This is a genomic window from Enterococcus sp. XAF26B05_ASV22 (genome assembly GCF_056727285.1).
Genome location: NZ_CM161538.1, coordinates 1,350,295 through 1,365,898, shown reverse-complemented (window position 1 = coordinate 1,365,898; position 15,604 = coordinate 1,350,295). Strand labels below are relative to the sequence as shown.

General features: G+C 36.3%; 14 protein-coding genes. 3 read left to right on the top strand and 11 right to left on the bottom strand.

Features of this window, described 5'->3' with window-relative positions:
- Positions 1-81: 81 nt before the first annotated feature.
- The 3 genes from gndA to AC1PU0_RS06715 all read right to left on the bottom strand — a co-directional run bounded on the left by gndA (position 82) and on the right by AC1PU0_RS06715 (position 2,555).
- A complete protein-coding gene (gene gndA, locus AC1PU0_RS06725) occupies positions 82-1,503 on the bottom strand; it encodes an NADP-dependent phosphogluconate dehydrogenase (RefSeq protein WP_206848848.1) in 1,422 nt (473 codons plus the stop codon).
- 246 nt (positions 1,504-1,749) lie between these two features.
- Positions 1,750-1,929, bottom strand: a complete 180-nt coding sequence (rpmF, locus tag AC1PU0_RS06720) for a 50S ribosomal protein L32 (RefSeq protein WP_010763436.1) — start codon at positions 1,927-1,929, stop codon at positions 1,750-1,752.
- A gap of 56 nt (positions 1,930-1,985) precedes the next feature.
- The gene (locus tag AC1PU0_RS06715; RefSeq protein WP_206848847.1) at positions 1,986-2,555 is read right to left on the bottom strand and encodes a YceD family protein; all 570 of its coding nucleotides are present in this window, start codon (positions 2,553-2,555) and stop codon (positions 1,986-1,988) included.
- 158 nt (positions 2,556-2,713) lie between these two features.
- Here AC1PU0_RS06715 and AC1PU0_RS06710 point away from each other — a divergent pair, with 158 nt between their 5' ends.
- A complete protein-coding gene (locus AC1PU0_RS06710; RefSeq protein WP_206848846.1) occupies positions 2,714-3,493 on the top strand; it encodes an ABC transporter ATP-binding protein in 780 nt (259 codons plus the stop codon).
- Positions 3,494-3,546: 53 nt separating this feature from the next.
- Here the strand turns inward: AC1PU0_RS06710 and recQ are convergent, their stop codons facing one another.
- The 5 genes from recQ to AC1PU0_RS06685 form a co-directional block, all read right to left on the bottom strand.
- Positions 3,547-5,334: a DNA helicase RecQ gene (gene recQ, locus AC1PU0_RS06705; protein ID WP_206848845.1), complete on the bottom strand. Its 1,788-nt coding sequence runs from the start codon at positions 5,332-5,334 to the stop codon at positions 3,547-3,549.
- A 253-nt stretch (positions 5,335-5,587) separates the two neighbouring features.
- Positions 5,588-7,414 carry a translational GTPase TypA gene (gene typA, locus AC1PU0_RS06700; protein WP_069654474.1) on the bottom strand — a complete coding sequence of 609 codons (1,827 nt, stop codon included), beginning with the start codon at positions 7,412-7,414 and terminating at the stop codon, positions 5,588-5,590.
- A gap of 222 nt (positions 7,415-7,636) precedes the next feature.
- Complete coding sequence (locus tag AC1PU0_RS06695; RefSeq protein WP_206848843.1) at positions 7,637-8,410, bottom strand: inositol monophosphatase family protein; 774 nt, start codon at positions 8,408-8,410, stop codon at positions 7,637-7,639.
- Position 8,411: 1 nt separating this feature from the next.
- Entirely contained in the window at positions 8,412-8,690 is a 279-nt protein-coding gene (locus AC1PU0_RS06690; RefSeq protein WP_069654476.1) for a UPF0223 family protein, read from the bottom strand.
- Between the two features lie 52 nt (positions 8,691-8,742).
- Complete coding sequence (locus tag AC1PU0_RS06685; protein WP_069654477.1) at positions 8,743-10,014, bottom strand: voltage-gated chloride channel family protein; 1,272 nt, start codon at positions 10,012-10,014, stop codon at positions 8,743-8,745.
- A gap of 317 nt (positions 10,015-10,331) precedes the next feature.
- Between AC1PU0_RS06685 and AC1PU0_RS06680 the strand changes: the two genes are divergently transcribed.
- On the top strand, positions 10,332-11,699 hold the full coding sequence (locus tag AC1PU0_RS06680; RefSeq protein ID WP_206834276.1) for an MATE family efflux transporter: 1,368 nt from the start codon (positions 10,332-10,334) through the stop codon (positions 11,697-11,699).
- Positions 11,700-11,754: 55 nt separating this feature from the next.
- Here AC1PU0_RS06680 and AC1PU0_RS06675 read toward each other — a convergent pair whose 3' ends face one another.
- On the bottom strand, positions 11,755-12,258 hold the full coding sequence (locus AC1PU0_RS06675) for an HD domain-containing protein (RefSeq protein WP_069654479.1): 504 nt from the start codon (positions 12,256-12,258) through the stop codon (positions 11,755-11,757).
- A gap of 140 nt (positions 12,259-12,398) precedes the next feature.
- Complete coding sequence (locus tag AC1PU0_RS06670; RefSeq protein ID WP_069654480.1) at positions 12,399-13,358, bottom strand: aromatic acid exporter family protein; 960 nt, start codon at positions 13,356-13,358, stop codon at positions 12,399-12,401.
- A gap of 115 nt (positions 13,359-13,473) precedes the next feature.
- On the opposite strand from AC1PU0_RS06670, the gene AC1PU0_RS06665 reads away from it, so the two are divergent.
- Positions 13,474-14,082 carry an FUSC family protein gene (locus tag AC1PU0_RS06665; RefSeq protein WP_206834278.1) on the top strand — a complete coding sequence of 203 codons (609 nt, stop codon included), beginning with the start codon at positions 13,474-13,476 and terminating at the stop codon, positions 14,080-14,082.
- A 41-nt stretch (positions 14,083-14,123) separates the two neighbouring features.
- Here the strand turns inward: AC1PU0_RS06665 and AC1PU0_RS06660 are convergent, their stop codons facing one another.
- On the bottom strand, positions 14,124-15,602 hold the full coding sequence (locus AC1PU0_RS06660; RefSeq protein WP_069654482.1) for a flotillin family protein: 1,479 nt from the start codon (positions 15,600-15,602) through the stop codon (positions 14,124-14,126).
- Positions 15,603-15,604: the final 2 nt, after the last annotated feature.

Here is a 15,604-nt window from a genome sequence, read left to right as displayed (position 1 = left end):
AAAGCTAGTAACAACCTATTTCCCTCTTGTAGCAGAGAGAAAACCATGAGAAGCCTTTGAATCCCATGGTTTTCCATCCTATTATTGTTCGTTATACCAACTATAGTGATAAGTACCTTCTTTATCAATACGTTGATACGTATGTGCACCGAAATAATCTCTTTGCGCTTGAATCAGATTTGCTGGTAAACGCTCAGAACGATAAGAATCATAATAAGCAATTGCAGAAGCAAATGTCGGTACTGGAACGCCTGCTTGAACAGCGATCGACACAACATCACGAACTGATTGTTGATATTTTTTCGTGATATCAATAAAATACTCATCTAATAGTAGGTTTTCGATTGTTGGGTTCTTATCATACGCATCTGTGATTTTTTGTAAAAATTGAGCACGAATGATACATCCTGCACGCCAGATCTTGGCAATCTCACCAAATGGTAAGTCCCAATCATAATCTTCTGAAGCTACGCGCAATTGAGCAAATCCTTGTGCGTAGCTCATGATTTTACTAAAGTAAAGAGCTTCACGAATTTTTTCAATTAATTCTTTCTTGTCCCCTTGGTAAGCAGGTGCTTCAGGCTTAGCTAGAACTTTGCTTGCTTTCACACGTTCATCCTTATAAGCAGAAATGAAGCGAGCAAAAACAGATTCAGTGATCAATGGTAGTGGAACACCTAAATCTAAAGCACTTTGGCTAGTCCACTTACCTGTTCCTTTATTACCAGCAGCATCCATGATCACATCCACGATTGGTTTTCCTGTTCCTTCGTCATCTTTACGAGTTAAGATATCTGCCGTGATTTCTACAAGATAGCTATCTAGTTCACCTTGGTTCCATTCTTTGAAAATCTCGGCCATCTCATCAACAGATACACCAAGAATATTTTTCATTAAATCATACGATTCAGCAATCAGTTGCATGTCTCCGTATTCGATTCCGTTATGCACCATTTTAACATAATGACCTGCACCATTTGGACCAATATATGTCACACATGGTTCACCGTCTTCTGCTTTAGCTGAAATTTTTTCTAGAATTGGCGCAACTAGTTCATACGCTTCTTTTTGACCACCGGGCATGATTGAAGGTCCTTTTAACGCGCCCTCTTCACCGCCAGATACACCAGTACCGATAAAGTTGATTCCTGAATTAGCTAGTTCTTCGTTTCGACGAATCGTATCTTTAAAGAATGTATTCCCGCCGTCAATCAAAATATCTCCTTTATTTAAATGAGGTAACAGTTCTTGAATTGTCGCATCTGTTGCAAAACCAGCTTGAACCATTAACATAATACGACGCGGTTTTTCAATAGAGTCTACAAACTCTTCAATTGTATAAGTCGCTTTGAAATTTTTATCAGGATGTTCTTCAACGACATCCGTTGTTTTTGAACCTGTACGATTAAATAGAGCTACTGAGTATCCTCTACTTTCGATATTCAAGGCTAAATTTTTTCCCATTACGGCCATTCCGACTACGCCAAATTGTTGTTTTGTCATCTTGTATCCTCCCACTATCTTTGAAAAAAATTCATTAGAATTTTCTTATAATCTACATCATTATAACGTAGAATGCTTGATATGAAAACAAAATAGTTCGATTAATTTGATTTATTCTTGTTAATTTTTTTAGAATCTAGACATTTAAAGAAAATTGTCGATCAAATCCGTTATTCTTAAGCAAAATAAATCCCCTAGGCTCCATGGTTAGCCTAGGGGATTTTAACATTTTCAAAAAAATGTTTTTTATGCTTCTTTAGAGATTACGTCTTTTCCATCGTAATGACCACATGCTGGACATACGTGATGGCTTTTTCTCATTTCACCACAGTTTGAACATGCGTTCAAGCCTTTAATCGTTAATTTGTAATGAGTACGGCGTTTGCCCTTTTTAGCTTTTGAAGTTCTTCTAGCTGGTACTGCCATTGGTGTTCCACCTCCTTGTAAAGATGTGTGCATAAAATGCACGATATATTCCAATCTTACTGCTTATCGTCCTCATCAGATGTTTCACTGAACAATTCGGATAATTTAGCAAGACGAGGATCCATAGTTTGTTGTGCTTCTTCTTGTCTTTTTAGTGCATACTCTTCTTCTGAGAGAACTTCCCAGTCATTGCCCTTCGGCATATCTTGGCTTGTTTGTTCTTCTTCTGATAACACTTGAATTGGAATAGACAAAAGAATGTTATCTTCGACTGATTCATCTAAATCAATTGTTGGTTTTTCCAACAAGATGATTTCTTCATCCGCCAAACGTTCATCTCTTTGCTGATATTGTTCCAGAGTCATAAATACCTCATCAACATCAATCGAAAGTGTAAGAGGAACAGGTGCTAAAGAACGTGAAGATGGAACTGTTACAATAACATCGATTTTATAGTGAAGCAAGTACTCTTCTTTTCCTACATTTAGTATCCCGGTTGCTTTGACGGGACTAACATCTAGAATAAGATTATCTCTTTTCATCAAAGACGCTTTTAAATCAAGTGTCTCCGAAAATTCACAGGGTTCGTCTTTGTATTTGTTTAGTTCTAGTAAAGACCATTTCATATTCATCACCTCATAACGCAACAAAAGCAATTATACAAGGCTTTGAAAGCTTTGTCAATGAAATTTTCTTGACAGTGTTTTCTTCTTTCAATTTTTTTCAGCTACTACTATTCTATTCTTCATTCTTAGTGGTAAAATAAGGCAAAGGAGGAGTTAGTATGAAAGCTTTTGAATTTAAAAACGTCTCATTTATTCGGGATAAACAGATGTTGTTACATAACGTGAATTGGTCTATTGAAACATCCGAAAATTGGGCTATCATTGGATTAAATGGCGCGGGAAAGACCTTGCTTTTGCAATTGATCTGTGGGTATTTATGGCCAACTAAGGGGCAACTGGTGGTTCTAGACCAAGTATTCGGCGAGGCCTCCATACCCGAGCTACAGCGAAGAATCGGCTGGGTCAGTACTGCCTTGCAGTATCGCATGAAAAATGGCGAGACAGCAGAGAAAATTGTTCTATCTGGTAAATTCGCTAGTATTGGTATTTACCAAGACTATACGAATAAAGAGCTAGAGCAAGCCAAAATGATTTTGAAAAATGCTGGCGGTGAATCACTTATCGGAAAAAAATACGCTGTTTTATCTCAAGGAGAACGGCAATTGGTTTTGATTTCTAGAGCTTTGATGGCAAACCCAGAATTATTGATTCTAGATGAACCTTGTAATGGCTTAGATTTATTTGCTAGAGAAAAACTTTTATCTCAAATACAGCATATATCTGAACAAGAAAATCGCCCTACATTGCTTTATGTTACCCATCATACTGAGGAAATTCTGCCATGTTTCAATCACCTGATGCTGTTGAAAGATGGCGAAATCTTTGCTAAAGGAACACAATCTGAACTATTCAATGAAGAAAATTTCGCTAATTTTTATGCTGAAACGATCCAAATTATTCCTTTAAAGGATAAACGTTTTGCTGTTTATCCTAAATAATAGAAATGGAGGCTAAAAAAGTTAGAGCTTCGCTCTAACTTTTTACTCCAATTTCACGACGACGTAACATCTTTTGTTTCAGTCAGTTTAAATGACTCTATTGCTGCTAAGAATTTTTCTCCGTACTTCTCTAACTTATTTTGTCCTACACCTTTGACTTGCAATAATTGAATTGAACTTTTAGGTAACTTTTCACACATTTCTTTCAAGGTGCTGTCGGAAAAAATTAGATATGGCGGCACACTTGCTTCTTGTGCTAAATCCATACGTAATTCTCTTAGTGTTTCGAAAAGCCCATCATTCACAACAACTTTGCGAACACGTTGATCTTCTTTTCTAAAGACTGTCTGTTTACCTAGTAAAACTTGAATCCCTATAGACGAAACAGATAACAGGGGATATTGTCCATCAGATGGATTTAAATATCTTTCGGCTGTTAAATAATCGATTAATTGATTCACTTCTTTTTGTGTTCGATCCTTCATTAAACCGTAAGTAGGCAAACGATCAAAATGCCACTGGTCGATTTTTTGATCTTTAGAACCCGTCAGAACTTTTCCTACTAATCCCTTACCAAACTTTTCGCCCATTCGTTTCACACAAGAAAGAACTTTTTGAACATCTACTGTGATATCGACTAATTCACGTTCATCTAAACAATTAGAGCAGCGACCACAATCAGAACCTTTCTCCCCAAAATAACGTAAAATGAACTTTTGCAAACACATTTGTGCATTTGCATATTGAGACATTTCTCTTAATTTCATGTATTCCTTTTGCTTATAATCGATCGTCATTTCTGATTGGTCGATAAAATATTGCTGAATTTGAAGATCTTGAGGTGCGTAAAGTAATATAGCATCACTCGGGAGCCCATCTCTACCAGCTCGTCCAGCTTCTTGATAATATGACTCGATGTTTCCGGGAATTTGCGCATGAATCACAAAGCGCACATTGCTTTTGTTGATGCCCATACCAAAAGCATTTGTAGCAACCATCACTTGAATTTTATCAAATAAAAACTCTTCTTGATTGTGGTTTCGGTCTCCTTCGTTCATGCCGCCATGGTACATACCTACTGCTACTTTTTTACTGTGTAGTAAGTGGTAAATCCGTTCAACTTCTTTTCGAGTGCTTGCATAGACAATACCTGATTGTCCTTGGTTCAACTTTAAGTACTCTAAAAGAAATACATCTCGATTTTGATCTTTAACAACTTGAAAAGATAGATTCTCACGCGCAAAACCAGTCTGTACCTGATTATCTTTCGGGATGTGTAGTTGATCAAGAATATCTTCTGCTACTTGAGGTGTAGCAGTTGCCGTAAGGGCAATTACTGATGGTTGTTGTTGAAACTCTTCAATAATCGCTGCTAAGCGTAAATAACTTGGACGAAAGTCATGTCCCCATTGAGAAATACAATGCGCTTCATCTACTGCCAATAAATCGATTGGCACATGTAATAATAATTGCTGAAAATCAAATGATTCCAGTCGTTCAGGAGCTACATATAAAAGCTTGACCTCACGATTAACTGCCATTTGAACCCGCTTATTCATCTCTTGTTGCGTAATTGTACTGTTAATGAATGTTGCAGGGATTCCCATCATATTCAACGCATCCACTTGATCTTTCATTAATGAAATCAACGGTGAAATAACCAACGTCAGATTTTCTAGTAAGAGTGCAGGCAATTGGTAACAAATAGACTTCCCCCCACCAGTTGGCATAATACCTAAAACATTCTCTTTATGTAAAACATGATTGATGATTTCTTCTTGTCCTTGACGAAACTCGTCATATCCAAATTTTTCTTTTAGTAAGCCTTTGATGTCAATCATGAAATTCTCTCCGTTCTTTGTGTCTGGTTGTTATTTTAGCACGCACTATTAGGCAATTCAAGGAAGGATTTCCTTAATTCGTGAAACAATTCGTGTTGTGTGAAACATAGTGCTAGTTTCCTTAAAATTAAAAACGGCTAGTTAACAAGGGTTCTGCAATAGCATACGCATTTTTTTACGTTATTCATTAAAAGTTATCCACAAAAAAGGACAAAACTGATTAAGTTCTGTCCTTTCTTTATATAATTAAAACTTATTTTTTCTTTTTACTTGCCTTTTCACGTTCATTTTTATTAAGAATTTGTTTTCTCAAACGAATGCTTTCTGGCGTTACTTCACAATATTCATCTTCATTCAAGAATTCTAAAGATTCTTCTAATGTAAGAATTTTTGCTTTTTTGATTACAGATGTTTGGTCTTTATTAGCAGAACGAACGTTAGTCATTTGTTTTGCTCTTGTAATATTTACAGTCAAGTCATTATCACGGTTATTTTCACCGATGATCATTCCTTCGTATACGTCAGTTGTAGGTTCTACAAAGACTGTTCCACGTTCTTCAATGCTCATAATACTGTAAGTCGTTGCTTTACCAGTATCAATTGAAACCAACGCACCTTGATGACGTCCACCAATTGTTCCTTGAATCATTGGTAGATATTGGTCAAATGTATGATGCATGATACCATACCCGCGAGTCATTGATAAGAACTCAGTTGTGTACCCAATCAAACCGCGAGCTGGCGCTAAGAAAATCAAACGAATTTGACCATTACCAGTGTGGATCATATCTTGCATCTCGCCTTTACGGAGGCTTAATGATTCGATAACACTACCCATGTATTCTTCAGGAGTATCAATTTGAACACGTTCAAACGGTTCGCATTTTACGCCTTCAATTTCACGTTCAATAACTTCAGGACGAGATACTTGTAATTCATATCCTTCACGACGCATATTTTCAATCAAAATTGATAAATGCAATTCACCACGACCAGATACCGTCCATGAATCCGGACCGATTGGCTCTACGCGCAATGATACGTCTGTTTGTAATTCTGCCATTAATCGCTCTTCAATTTTACGTGAAGTGACATATTTACCTTCACGACCAGCAAATGGAGAGTTATTAACTAAGAATGTCATTTGTAATGTTGGTTCGTCAATGTGTAGAATTGGCAATGCTTCTTGATTTGCAACATCAGCAACAGTTTCACCAACGAAAATATCTTCCATACCAGAAACAGCAATCAAATCGCCTGCTTTTGCTTCATTGATTTCAACACGTTGTAAGCCAAAGAAACCAAAGATTTTAGTAACACGGAAATTCTTCACGCTACCATCCAATTTCATTAAGGCAACTTGATCGCCGACTTTCATTGTTCCACGGAACACACGGCCGATACCGATACGTCCAACATAATCATTATAGTCTAATAATGATACTTGGAATTGTAATGGTTCATCTGAATTATCAATTGGAGCTGGCACATGTTCGATGATTTGATCAAAGATTGGAGCCATTGTTGGTTCTTGATCTTCTGGGTTGTCAGAATCACTTGAAGTTCCATTTAATGCGGATGCATAAATAACTGGGAAATCTAATTGCTCATCATCTGCCCCTAATTCGATAAATAATTCTAAGACTTCATCAACAACATGTTCAGGACGTGCTGAAGGTTTATCTATTTTATTTACAACAACGATTGGTGTAACTTTTTGTTCTAATGCTTTTTTCAATACGAAACGAGTTTGGGGCATTGTTCCTTCATAGGCATCAACAACTAAAACTACACCGTCAACCATTTTCATGATACGCTCTACTTCACCACCGAAGTCCGCGTGTCCAGGTGTATCTAAAATGTTGATCCGAGTGCCTTTGTAATCAACTGCTGTATTTTTAGCTAAAATCGTGATTCCACGTTCGCTTTCAATCGCATTCGAATCCATTGCACGTTCTTGTAATTGCGTGTGTCCATCTAAAGTATCTGATTGTTTTAAAAGTTCATCTACTAATGTTGTTTTACCGTGATCGACGTGGGCGATGATTGCCACGTTTCTAATATCTTCTCTGTATTTCAATGTAATTGCTCCTTATCCTTTTGCCTTACGTCACTTGTTCATTAAATCCGACTGTTTATTATACCAAATTTTTTTCATGAAATATAGTCTAAAGCTTTCAAAAGTTCTGAAAACTTCATATTTTATTGCCTTTTTTTGAAAAAATACCATATTTACTGAAAAAAAGCAATGTTTTCTGTGGAAATAGTATCTCTTTTCTTCGACATAATGAAAACCTATTATTTATTTATGAATAAATTTTTCCTGCATTTCGGTATAAGCTTTGGGTGTTGCTGCTATAAAATACTCTCGTTTATCAAATGCTAAGGGATTTCCTTCTATATTAGAGTAACTAAATCCAAATTCATTTATCAACACCAGTCCTGCGGCATAATCCCATGGACTCAAATTGGAGATATACCCGATATGATTGCCTTTAAGTATAGCAATCAACTCTACTCCTGCACAACCACTAACTCTGATTCCCATACTTGCATGCCCGATTTCTCCAGCAGAGTATATATTTTTACGATACATATATGCATTCATCCCAATTAACCCTTCTGACAAAGCTGCATCTTTTGGTTGTGTTAACCTTCTATCATTCTGGAAGACGCCGTGATCTTTTTCTCCCCAATATAACTCATCTTTCATCACATCATAAATAAAACCTAATTGTCCAACACCATCTTGATAAACGGCGATCATAATACAAAAATTTTCATGCTCCATCACGAAATTCATCGTACCGTCAATTGGATCAATGATCCAAACACGACCATTTAAAGAATCGAGGCTATTAAACCCTTTTTCTTCGGCTAATATTCGATCGTTTGGATAATGCTGATTTATTTTTTTGATAAGAAATAATTGCGTCTCTTCATCAATATTGGTTACTAAGTCAGTTCTGCCTGATTTTTGTGAAACGTCGAGTTCATTAGTTAAGTTAACTCGAATATAGTCTGCTGCCTCTTTTAACCATTCTTTGATTTCAATGATCATTTTTTCGTTTGTCATTTTAATCAGCTCCTAGTTTCAATCTGCCTGACTCTTGTTTTTTTGCTTGTTGAAGTGTTCGATATAACGAGTATCCGGATGCTTTTTGAAATTCGTTGCCTAACCGTTTTTCTTCTCCAATACTTCTAACTACTGTTTTAAATTCTTTGTACGTTTTCAAAAAAACTTTAGTGTCGATTCCGGTTTCGTTCGCTTGTTCTACCGCAGACCACAAGTTGGTCACAATTACCATTTCGTTTGTTGTCCAGTCTAAATCTAATGGGTATTGATAATCTTTCATGCTTTCACCTCATTTTCTAGTTTATCATAGGCTAAGAATATTTTTCTACAGTTCATTCGTTTCTTTTCTTATTTCGCCAATTTGTCCATATAGGCAAGAACAAAACACCTTTTTCTACCTCTACTCTTTGAGCTGAGTAAATCCCAGCATTCCCTGAACACATGTAGCTGATCAAACAAATCATAAAGAAATATAAGGCGGCTTCACTCCCAAAAAGTTCGATTCCCATGATAAAACAAGCAATCGGCGTATTCGTTGCACCTGAAAAAACACCAATAAAACCTAATCCAGCCAAAAATGGAATCGACAAGTGCAGAATTAAAGCTAAACTACTGCCTAGTGTTGCGCCAATTTCAAATAAAGGTGTCACTTCTCCACCTTGGTACCCTGCCCCTAATGACAACACTGTAAAAAATAGTTTCCCAATAAAATCAAACCAGTGATTCTCTCCATAAAAGGCGTCTTTCAATAATGGTAAACTTAACCCAAGATAACGCTGTGTCTTAAAAATAAAAACAGCAACCACTACAATAATTCCTCCGATGAAGTTTCGTAAAACAACATTTGCGAACCACTTCGTATAGATTGTTTTAACCCAGACTATCGAACGACTAAAAAGCCAACCGACTAAGCCAAAACAAATACCAGCAACTATTATTTTGGTAAATATCAATAATGACCATTCTGGAATCGGTCCCATAGCATAATGTGTATGCGTTATACCCAGCGACTCAGTTACAAAATTTGCAAAAATAGCAGCAAAAAAACTCGGAAAAAGTCCATCTGATCTTAGACGCCCAATCACTAAAACCTCTAGCCCAAAAAGTGTCCCGGCTAAAGGTGTCCCAAAAACAGAACTAAATCCAGCACTGATGCCACTGATAATGACAATTTCCCGTTCAATTTTATTTAGTTTAAAGAGACGCCCGATTGTATCTGCTACCGTCCCCCCCATCTGTACAGCAGTTCCTTCACGACCAACTGACCCACCAAATAAATGGGTTGTGATTGTACCAAATAGCGTCAATGGAATGAGGCGTAAGGGAATATTTTCCTGTTCCCCATTTGCTTGATCAATCACAAGATTATTTCCTCTTATTGAATTCCCTCCAAATTTCTTATAAAGAAACGCAAAAATTGCCCCACTGACTGGCAGTAAAAATAATAGCCAAGAATTATCTACTCTAATTTGCGTCACAATATCTAAACTTTTTAAGAAAAATGCTGATAACGTACCCATTACTAATCCAATCAAAGAAGCAATCATTAACCATTTAACCATATAAATGCTCACTTTTAGCGGCATGTTTAATTCCTTTTTCATTCGATCACTCCTTATAAAATACATTAACTTCCCATGCTGTCACTACTTAGAACCACGCTGATTAATTATAACAATTTTTATAAAAAGAAACGAGAAAAAAATTATGAGTTTATCCTATAAAGGTCAAAAAAGACTCATTTGAACGAAATCTGACTTTCCCCTATAAAGCACTTGCAATACCTCAATATTATGCTACTATAAAAAAGAAAATTTAATCGTTTTACTTTATTTACTCTATACATTATTCTTGTCTTCGAAAAAAACTGTAGAGAAAGTCGACAAACGGATTGTTCTCTCAAAATGAAAGGATGTTTTCATTGAAAGAATTAACACATGGCAATCCTGCAAAATTGATTTTTTTCTTTACGATTCCATTATTGATCGGAAATATTTTCCAACAGTTTTACAATATGGCGGATATGATCATCGTTGGGCAAACGTTAGGAAAAGATGCTCTAGCGGCAGTTGGTTCAACTGGTAGTATTACTTTTTTGATCATTGGTTTTGCGCAAGGTTTGACAGCTGGTCTTTCCATTTTAACGTCACAGCGTTTTGGCGCACAAGACTACCGAGGGGTAAAGAAGAGTTTTGCTACTGGAATCATCATTAGCGGGGTCGTAACGATTGTTTTAACTATTTTGAGCTTGGTTTTTGTTCGACCAATGCTTCATCTTATGCAAACACCACCCGAAATCATTGATGATGCCCAAACCTTTATCTCAATTATTTTTATCGGTATTTTTGCTGCAATGGCATTCAATCTATTATCAAATGTGATTCGAGCCCTAGGAGATAGTCGTACGCCCCTTTTATTTTTGATCATTGCTAGTGTTATCAATGTTGTACTAGATTTGATGCTGATTCTTACCTTTCATATGGGGGTCGCAGGAGCCGGAATTGCAACTGTTACAGCTCAAATTGTATCTAGTCTACTATGTATTTTCTATATTCGCTGGAAAATTCCTAATCTTCAATTACGAAAAAAAGATTTTTCGATAGATAAACATGAGTTTCGAGCTCATTTGAATATTGCTTTACCTATGGCTTTTCAGTCTTCGATCATTGCTATTGGCGCGATCATTTTACAAGCGGCTTTAAATAGTTTAGGAACTGATGTTGTCGCTGCACAAGCTGCTTCAGGGAAAATCGAACAATTTGCAACACAACCTATGATGTCCTTTGGAATCGCAATGGCGACCTTTACTGCCCAAAACTATGGAGCAAAAAAATACAAACGAATTTTACAAGGGGTTAATCAGTGTCTGGTGATGAGTATTGGTTTTAGCCTACTTGCGGGTGGAATCGTGATTCTCTTTGGTCAAAATTTAATGACTCTTTTCGTCAGTTCAAAAGAAACAGAGGTACTCAATCTTTCACAAATTTATTTTAATGTCAACGGTAGTATGTATTGGCTTTTAGCCATCTTATTTATTATTCGCTATACATTGCAAGGTCTTGGCCAAAGTGTGATTCCAACGCTAGCTGGTATTATGGAGTTGGTCATGCGTTCTTTTGCCGCCATTATTTTAACTGCTTCATTAGGTTTTGTCGGTGCAGCACTAGCATCTCCACTAGCTTGGGCAGGTTCTGTAATTGTGTTACTTGCTTCTTATTTTAAAGCAATCAAGCGATTAAAAAAATTAGAACATGAACAATTAATTGAAACTAAACTAAAGTCTTCATAAGTGATCTTAAAAAAAACGACCGATTCTCAAAAGAAAATCGATCGTTTTTTTTATGCTATACAGATTGTTTTCTAGGGAAATAGTGACGCCATTTCGCTTTAACTGAGTTAGTCATTGGTTCAGAGGCTTCTTTAACCGCGCAATATTTATCAACCATTGTAACAATATAGCTTTCTTTGTATTTTGGAGGAGCAATTGTTGCGCCCCACATATGTTTAATAATGATGTCGCGTTCTAAGTCTGAAAGTTCTGTTAGTTTCTCAGCATTTTTCACTGCAATTCTTGGATGCATATAAGCATGAGTTCCTTCGTCGAACTTCGTTGTACGCCAATCATAATAGAATAGGTCGTGCAACAATCCAGCACGAGCTGTTGCTCTAGCATCACCATTCCACTTTTTAGCTAATTTATAACTATAATAAGAAACACTGATTGAATGATCTAAACGAGTTGAGTGAACATGCTGCGTGTAATTTCCTAAACGCTGTACTTCTTCCGTTTCCAACAAATCTTCCACATAAGACATATATTCTTGATCTTCACGCCATTTTTCAGTCATTAATTCTGGTTCCACCTTTTTAGAGACTTAAAGTTTCTGTTTTTTTTACTTGCTGAAAGTATAGCACCTTGTTTTTCTAAATACTAGGTTTTTTCAATGGCGTAACGAAACTTTAATATTTACTTTATAAATATACTTCTTTATTTGCCATTTTGCTGTTTCGAAAATTCAGCTTTGATTTCTATAAACGATTGAAATACCCGTAAAAATTGAAACAGCTGAGCACGATTTTCGAACTCTTCTCTAGTTTTAGGTAATTCTTTTTTTCGATAAACTTCATATACTTGGTCGATTCGGTCTAAAATATCTTGTCCATCATTATTTTCTGCAAATGTTTCAGCTGTATATTGCAACAATTCTTGAATATTTCCAACTTGTTCAGGTTCAACTGTAATGTTTTCTAAAATCCGCAACATATCTTTCAAGCTATTACTTTGCAACCGTCGCATCGTAAAATACTCTATATAATAATGATTCGAAGAAATCAGCTGATTTTCTGAATGATTTTTCGCCCAATTTTCTCCTGTTCGAATAAACGCCTTTAAGTCATTGCATTTTTCGAATAAATCCCTTTCTTTAACATGCTGATTCAAGTAGGATGCCATATTATTTAATATTTTACGAAACATCGTTTCAATCACTTCTTGATCTTCTTTCAATCGTTTTTCTGTATCTGGCATGTATAAATTCATCACTAAAGCAAATCCAACACCTATCGTCATTAATAAAAACTCATTTCCGATGATCGACCAAGATAAATCTTGTTCGACAAGATATTGCGTCACTAAAACAGAACTTACTACGATACCATCTGAAAGCTTAAAGTAAACAGCTCCTGGAATAAATAAAAGCAAATAAACGCCAAATGCTAAAGCATTAAATCCTAAAATAGAAAAGCATAAATAGGCAATTACAGTAGCTAGTGCTAATGAAAGTAGGCGATAAATTCCCGTTAACAATGACGTTTTTTTCGTGTTTGTGACGCTCAATACAGAAATTATTCCAGCAGAAGCTGGATATAATAAGCCTAAACTTTCTGCAACGATCATTGACAACATCGCACTTACTGCTGTTTTGATTGTTCGTAATCCAATTTTCATTTGACCGCTCCTCAAAAATTGTTTAATCTTTTGTTTTATACTAGTAATTTTACCTCTATTTCGGTTATCATGAAATAGAAAACTGATTAAATGTTGATTATAGGAGAGAAAGCTCATGGAAGTCGGTCCTTTTCGTTTAGGTATGCGGACATTGAAAACAGCATTAGCTGTGATGATATGTATTATTTTATTTAAAGTATTAGATAGGGGTGCACCGATGATTGCGGCTCTAGCAGCTGTTTTTTCCCTTCGACAAGATTTAACAACTAGTCTGACTTTTGGTAAATCTAGAATTTTAGGAAATACTTTAGGTGGCGGGTTAGCGATTCTTTACTTTTTAGTGAAGGATCTTTTTTCAAATGATTTCATGGTAGAATTATTTTTTCTGCCACTCTTAGTGATAATCGTGATTGTTGTCTCTGACGGTATGAATAATAATTCTGGGATAATCTCGGCAATTGCTACATTGTTACTGATTTCTTTAAGCATACCTCAAGGGGAATCCTTTTATTTCGCTCTATCTCGAGTGATCGATACGTTTATTGGAACATTTATTGGTATCGGGCTGAATTTCTTTTTTAAACCCAAACCAATCGAAGAAAAGCATGAAATTGAGGAAGATTTAGCCGAATTGGCAAAGAAAGAAGAAGAATTGGAAGAACTCAAAAAGAAAGTACAAGATCGCGTTAATGCCGAAAAAGAACACGATGAGATTGAAAAATAGAAAAAGCGACTAAAATCATATCCGATTTTAGTCGCTTTTTATTATTCTTTATCACCTGATGCCTCTTCGCCATAGAAATTCACATTGCTGTTTGTTCCTTTTTTTGAAAAGTTTTCAATCAATTCTTTAACATCTAAACCTGTTGTTTCTTTTAATGTTTCTTGTGTTCCAGCTAATAAATTCGTTGCATAATTAGTGATACGGTTAGCACCCGCATTTTCACCACCGCCACCTGTATCGACGACAGAAATTTTATCAATGTTGCTAAGTGGTTGAGCAGCTTCTTTCATTAACTGCGGTAACATTTCCATTACCATACTTAAAACAGCAGCTTCTCCGTATTCCTTGAAGGCATCCGCAATTTTTTGTTTTGCTTCAGCTTCAGCAGCTCCACGAGCTAAAATAGATTCGGCTTCCGCTTGCCCTGCCAAGCGAGTTTGATTGGCTTCGGCTTCGGCTAATGATTCCACACGGAAACGTTCGGCTTCCGCTTCGGCTACTTCACGAGCTTTTTGCGCTAAAGCCTCTTGCTCTTTGGCATAACGATCAGCATCCGCTTTTTTCTTCACTTCTGAATCATATTGTTTCTCGCGACGAACAATTTCTTTTTCTTCCAACTCGATTTGTTTTTGACGCTCGATGACTTTAACTTCCATCTCTTGGGCAATAACTTCTTGTTGGGCTTTAGCTGTTTCCAAATTGTAGGCTTGGTCAGCTTTGGCTTTTGCAATATCTTGGGCTTCTTTATAAGTTGCTAGTTTTAATTCTTTTTCTTTTGACGCTTCTGCGATTTCAGTTTGTCGTTGTAACTCAGCTTGTTGAGATTCTTTTTCTGCTTCTGCTTTTTTGATACGTGTTTCCTTCCAAGCTTCAGCTTCAGCAATATCTGCATCTCGTTTAACTTGTGCGATTCTTGGTTTCCCTAGAGAATCCAGATAGCCATTTTTATCGCGAACTTCTTTAATGGTAAATGATACGATAATTAAGCCCATCTTTGCTAAATCCACACTGGCAACTTCCTGCACACTTTGACTGAATTTATCACGATTTTGATAAATTTCTTCTACCGTCATTGACCCTAAAATGGAACGCAAATGTCCTTCTAATACTTCACGTGCTTCATTTTCAAGTTCTTCACGTGTTTTTCCTAAAAATTGTTCTGCTGCAGTCGCAATTTCTTCAACTGACGATCCGATCTTAATGATCGATGTTCCGTCACACATTACTGGAACTCCTTGTTCAGTGTAAACTTCTGGAGTGGATACATCTAATTTACTTGATAATAAACTAATTCTGTTTGATCGTTGGAAGACTGGTAGTACAAAAGCCCCGCCGCCGCGCACGATTTTTATCTTATTTCCGCTTTCATCGGCATGAACATTCTTACTTCCTAAGTAACTCCCACTAATAATCAATGCCTCATCCGGTTTGGCTGTTTGATATTTTGAAATAAACACAATCAATAACATCAGTAAAATAAAAACAACCAGAACAATTGGTCCTAAAATCCCTAATTCCATTT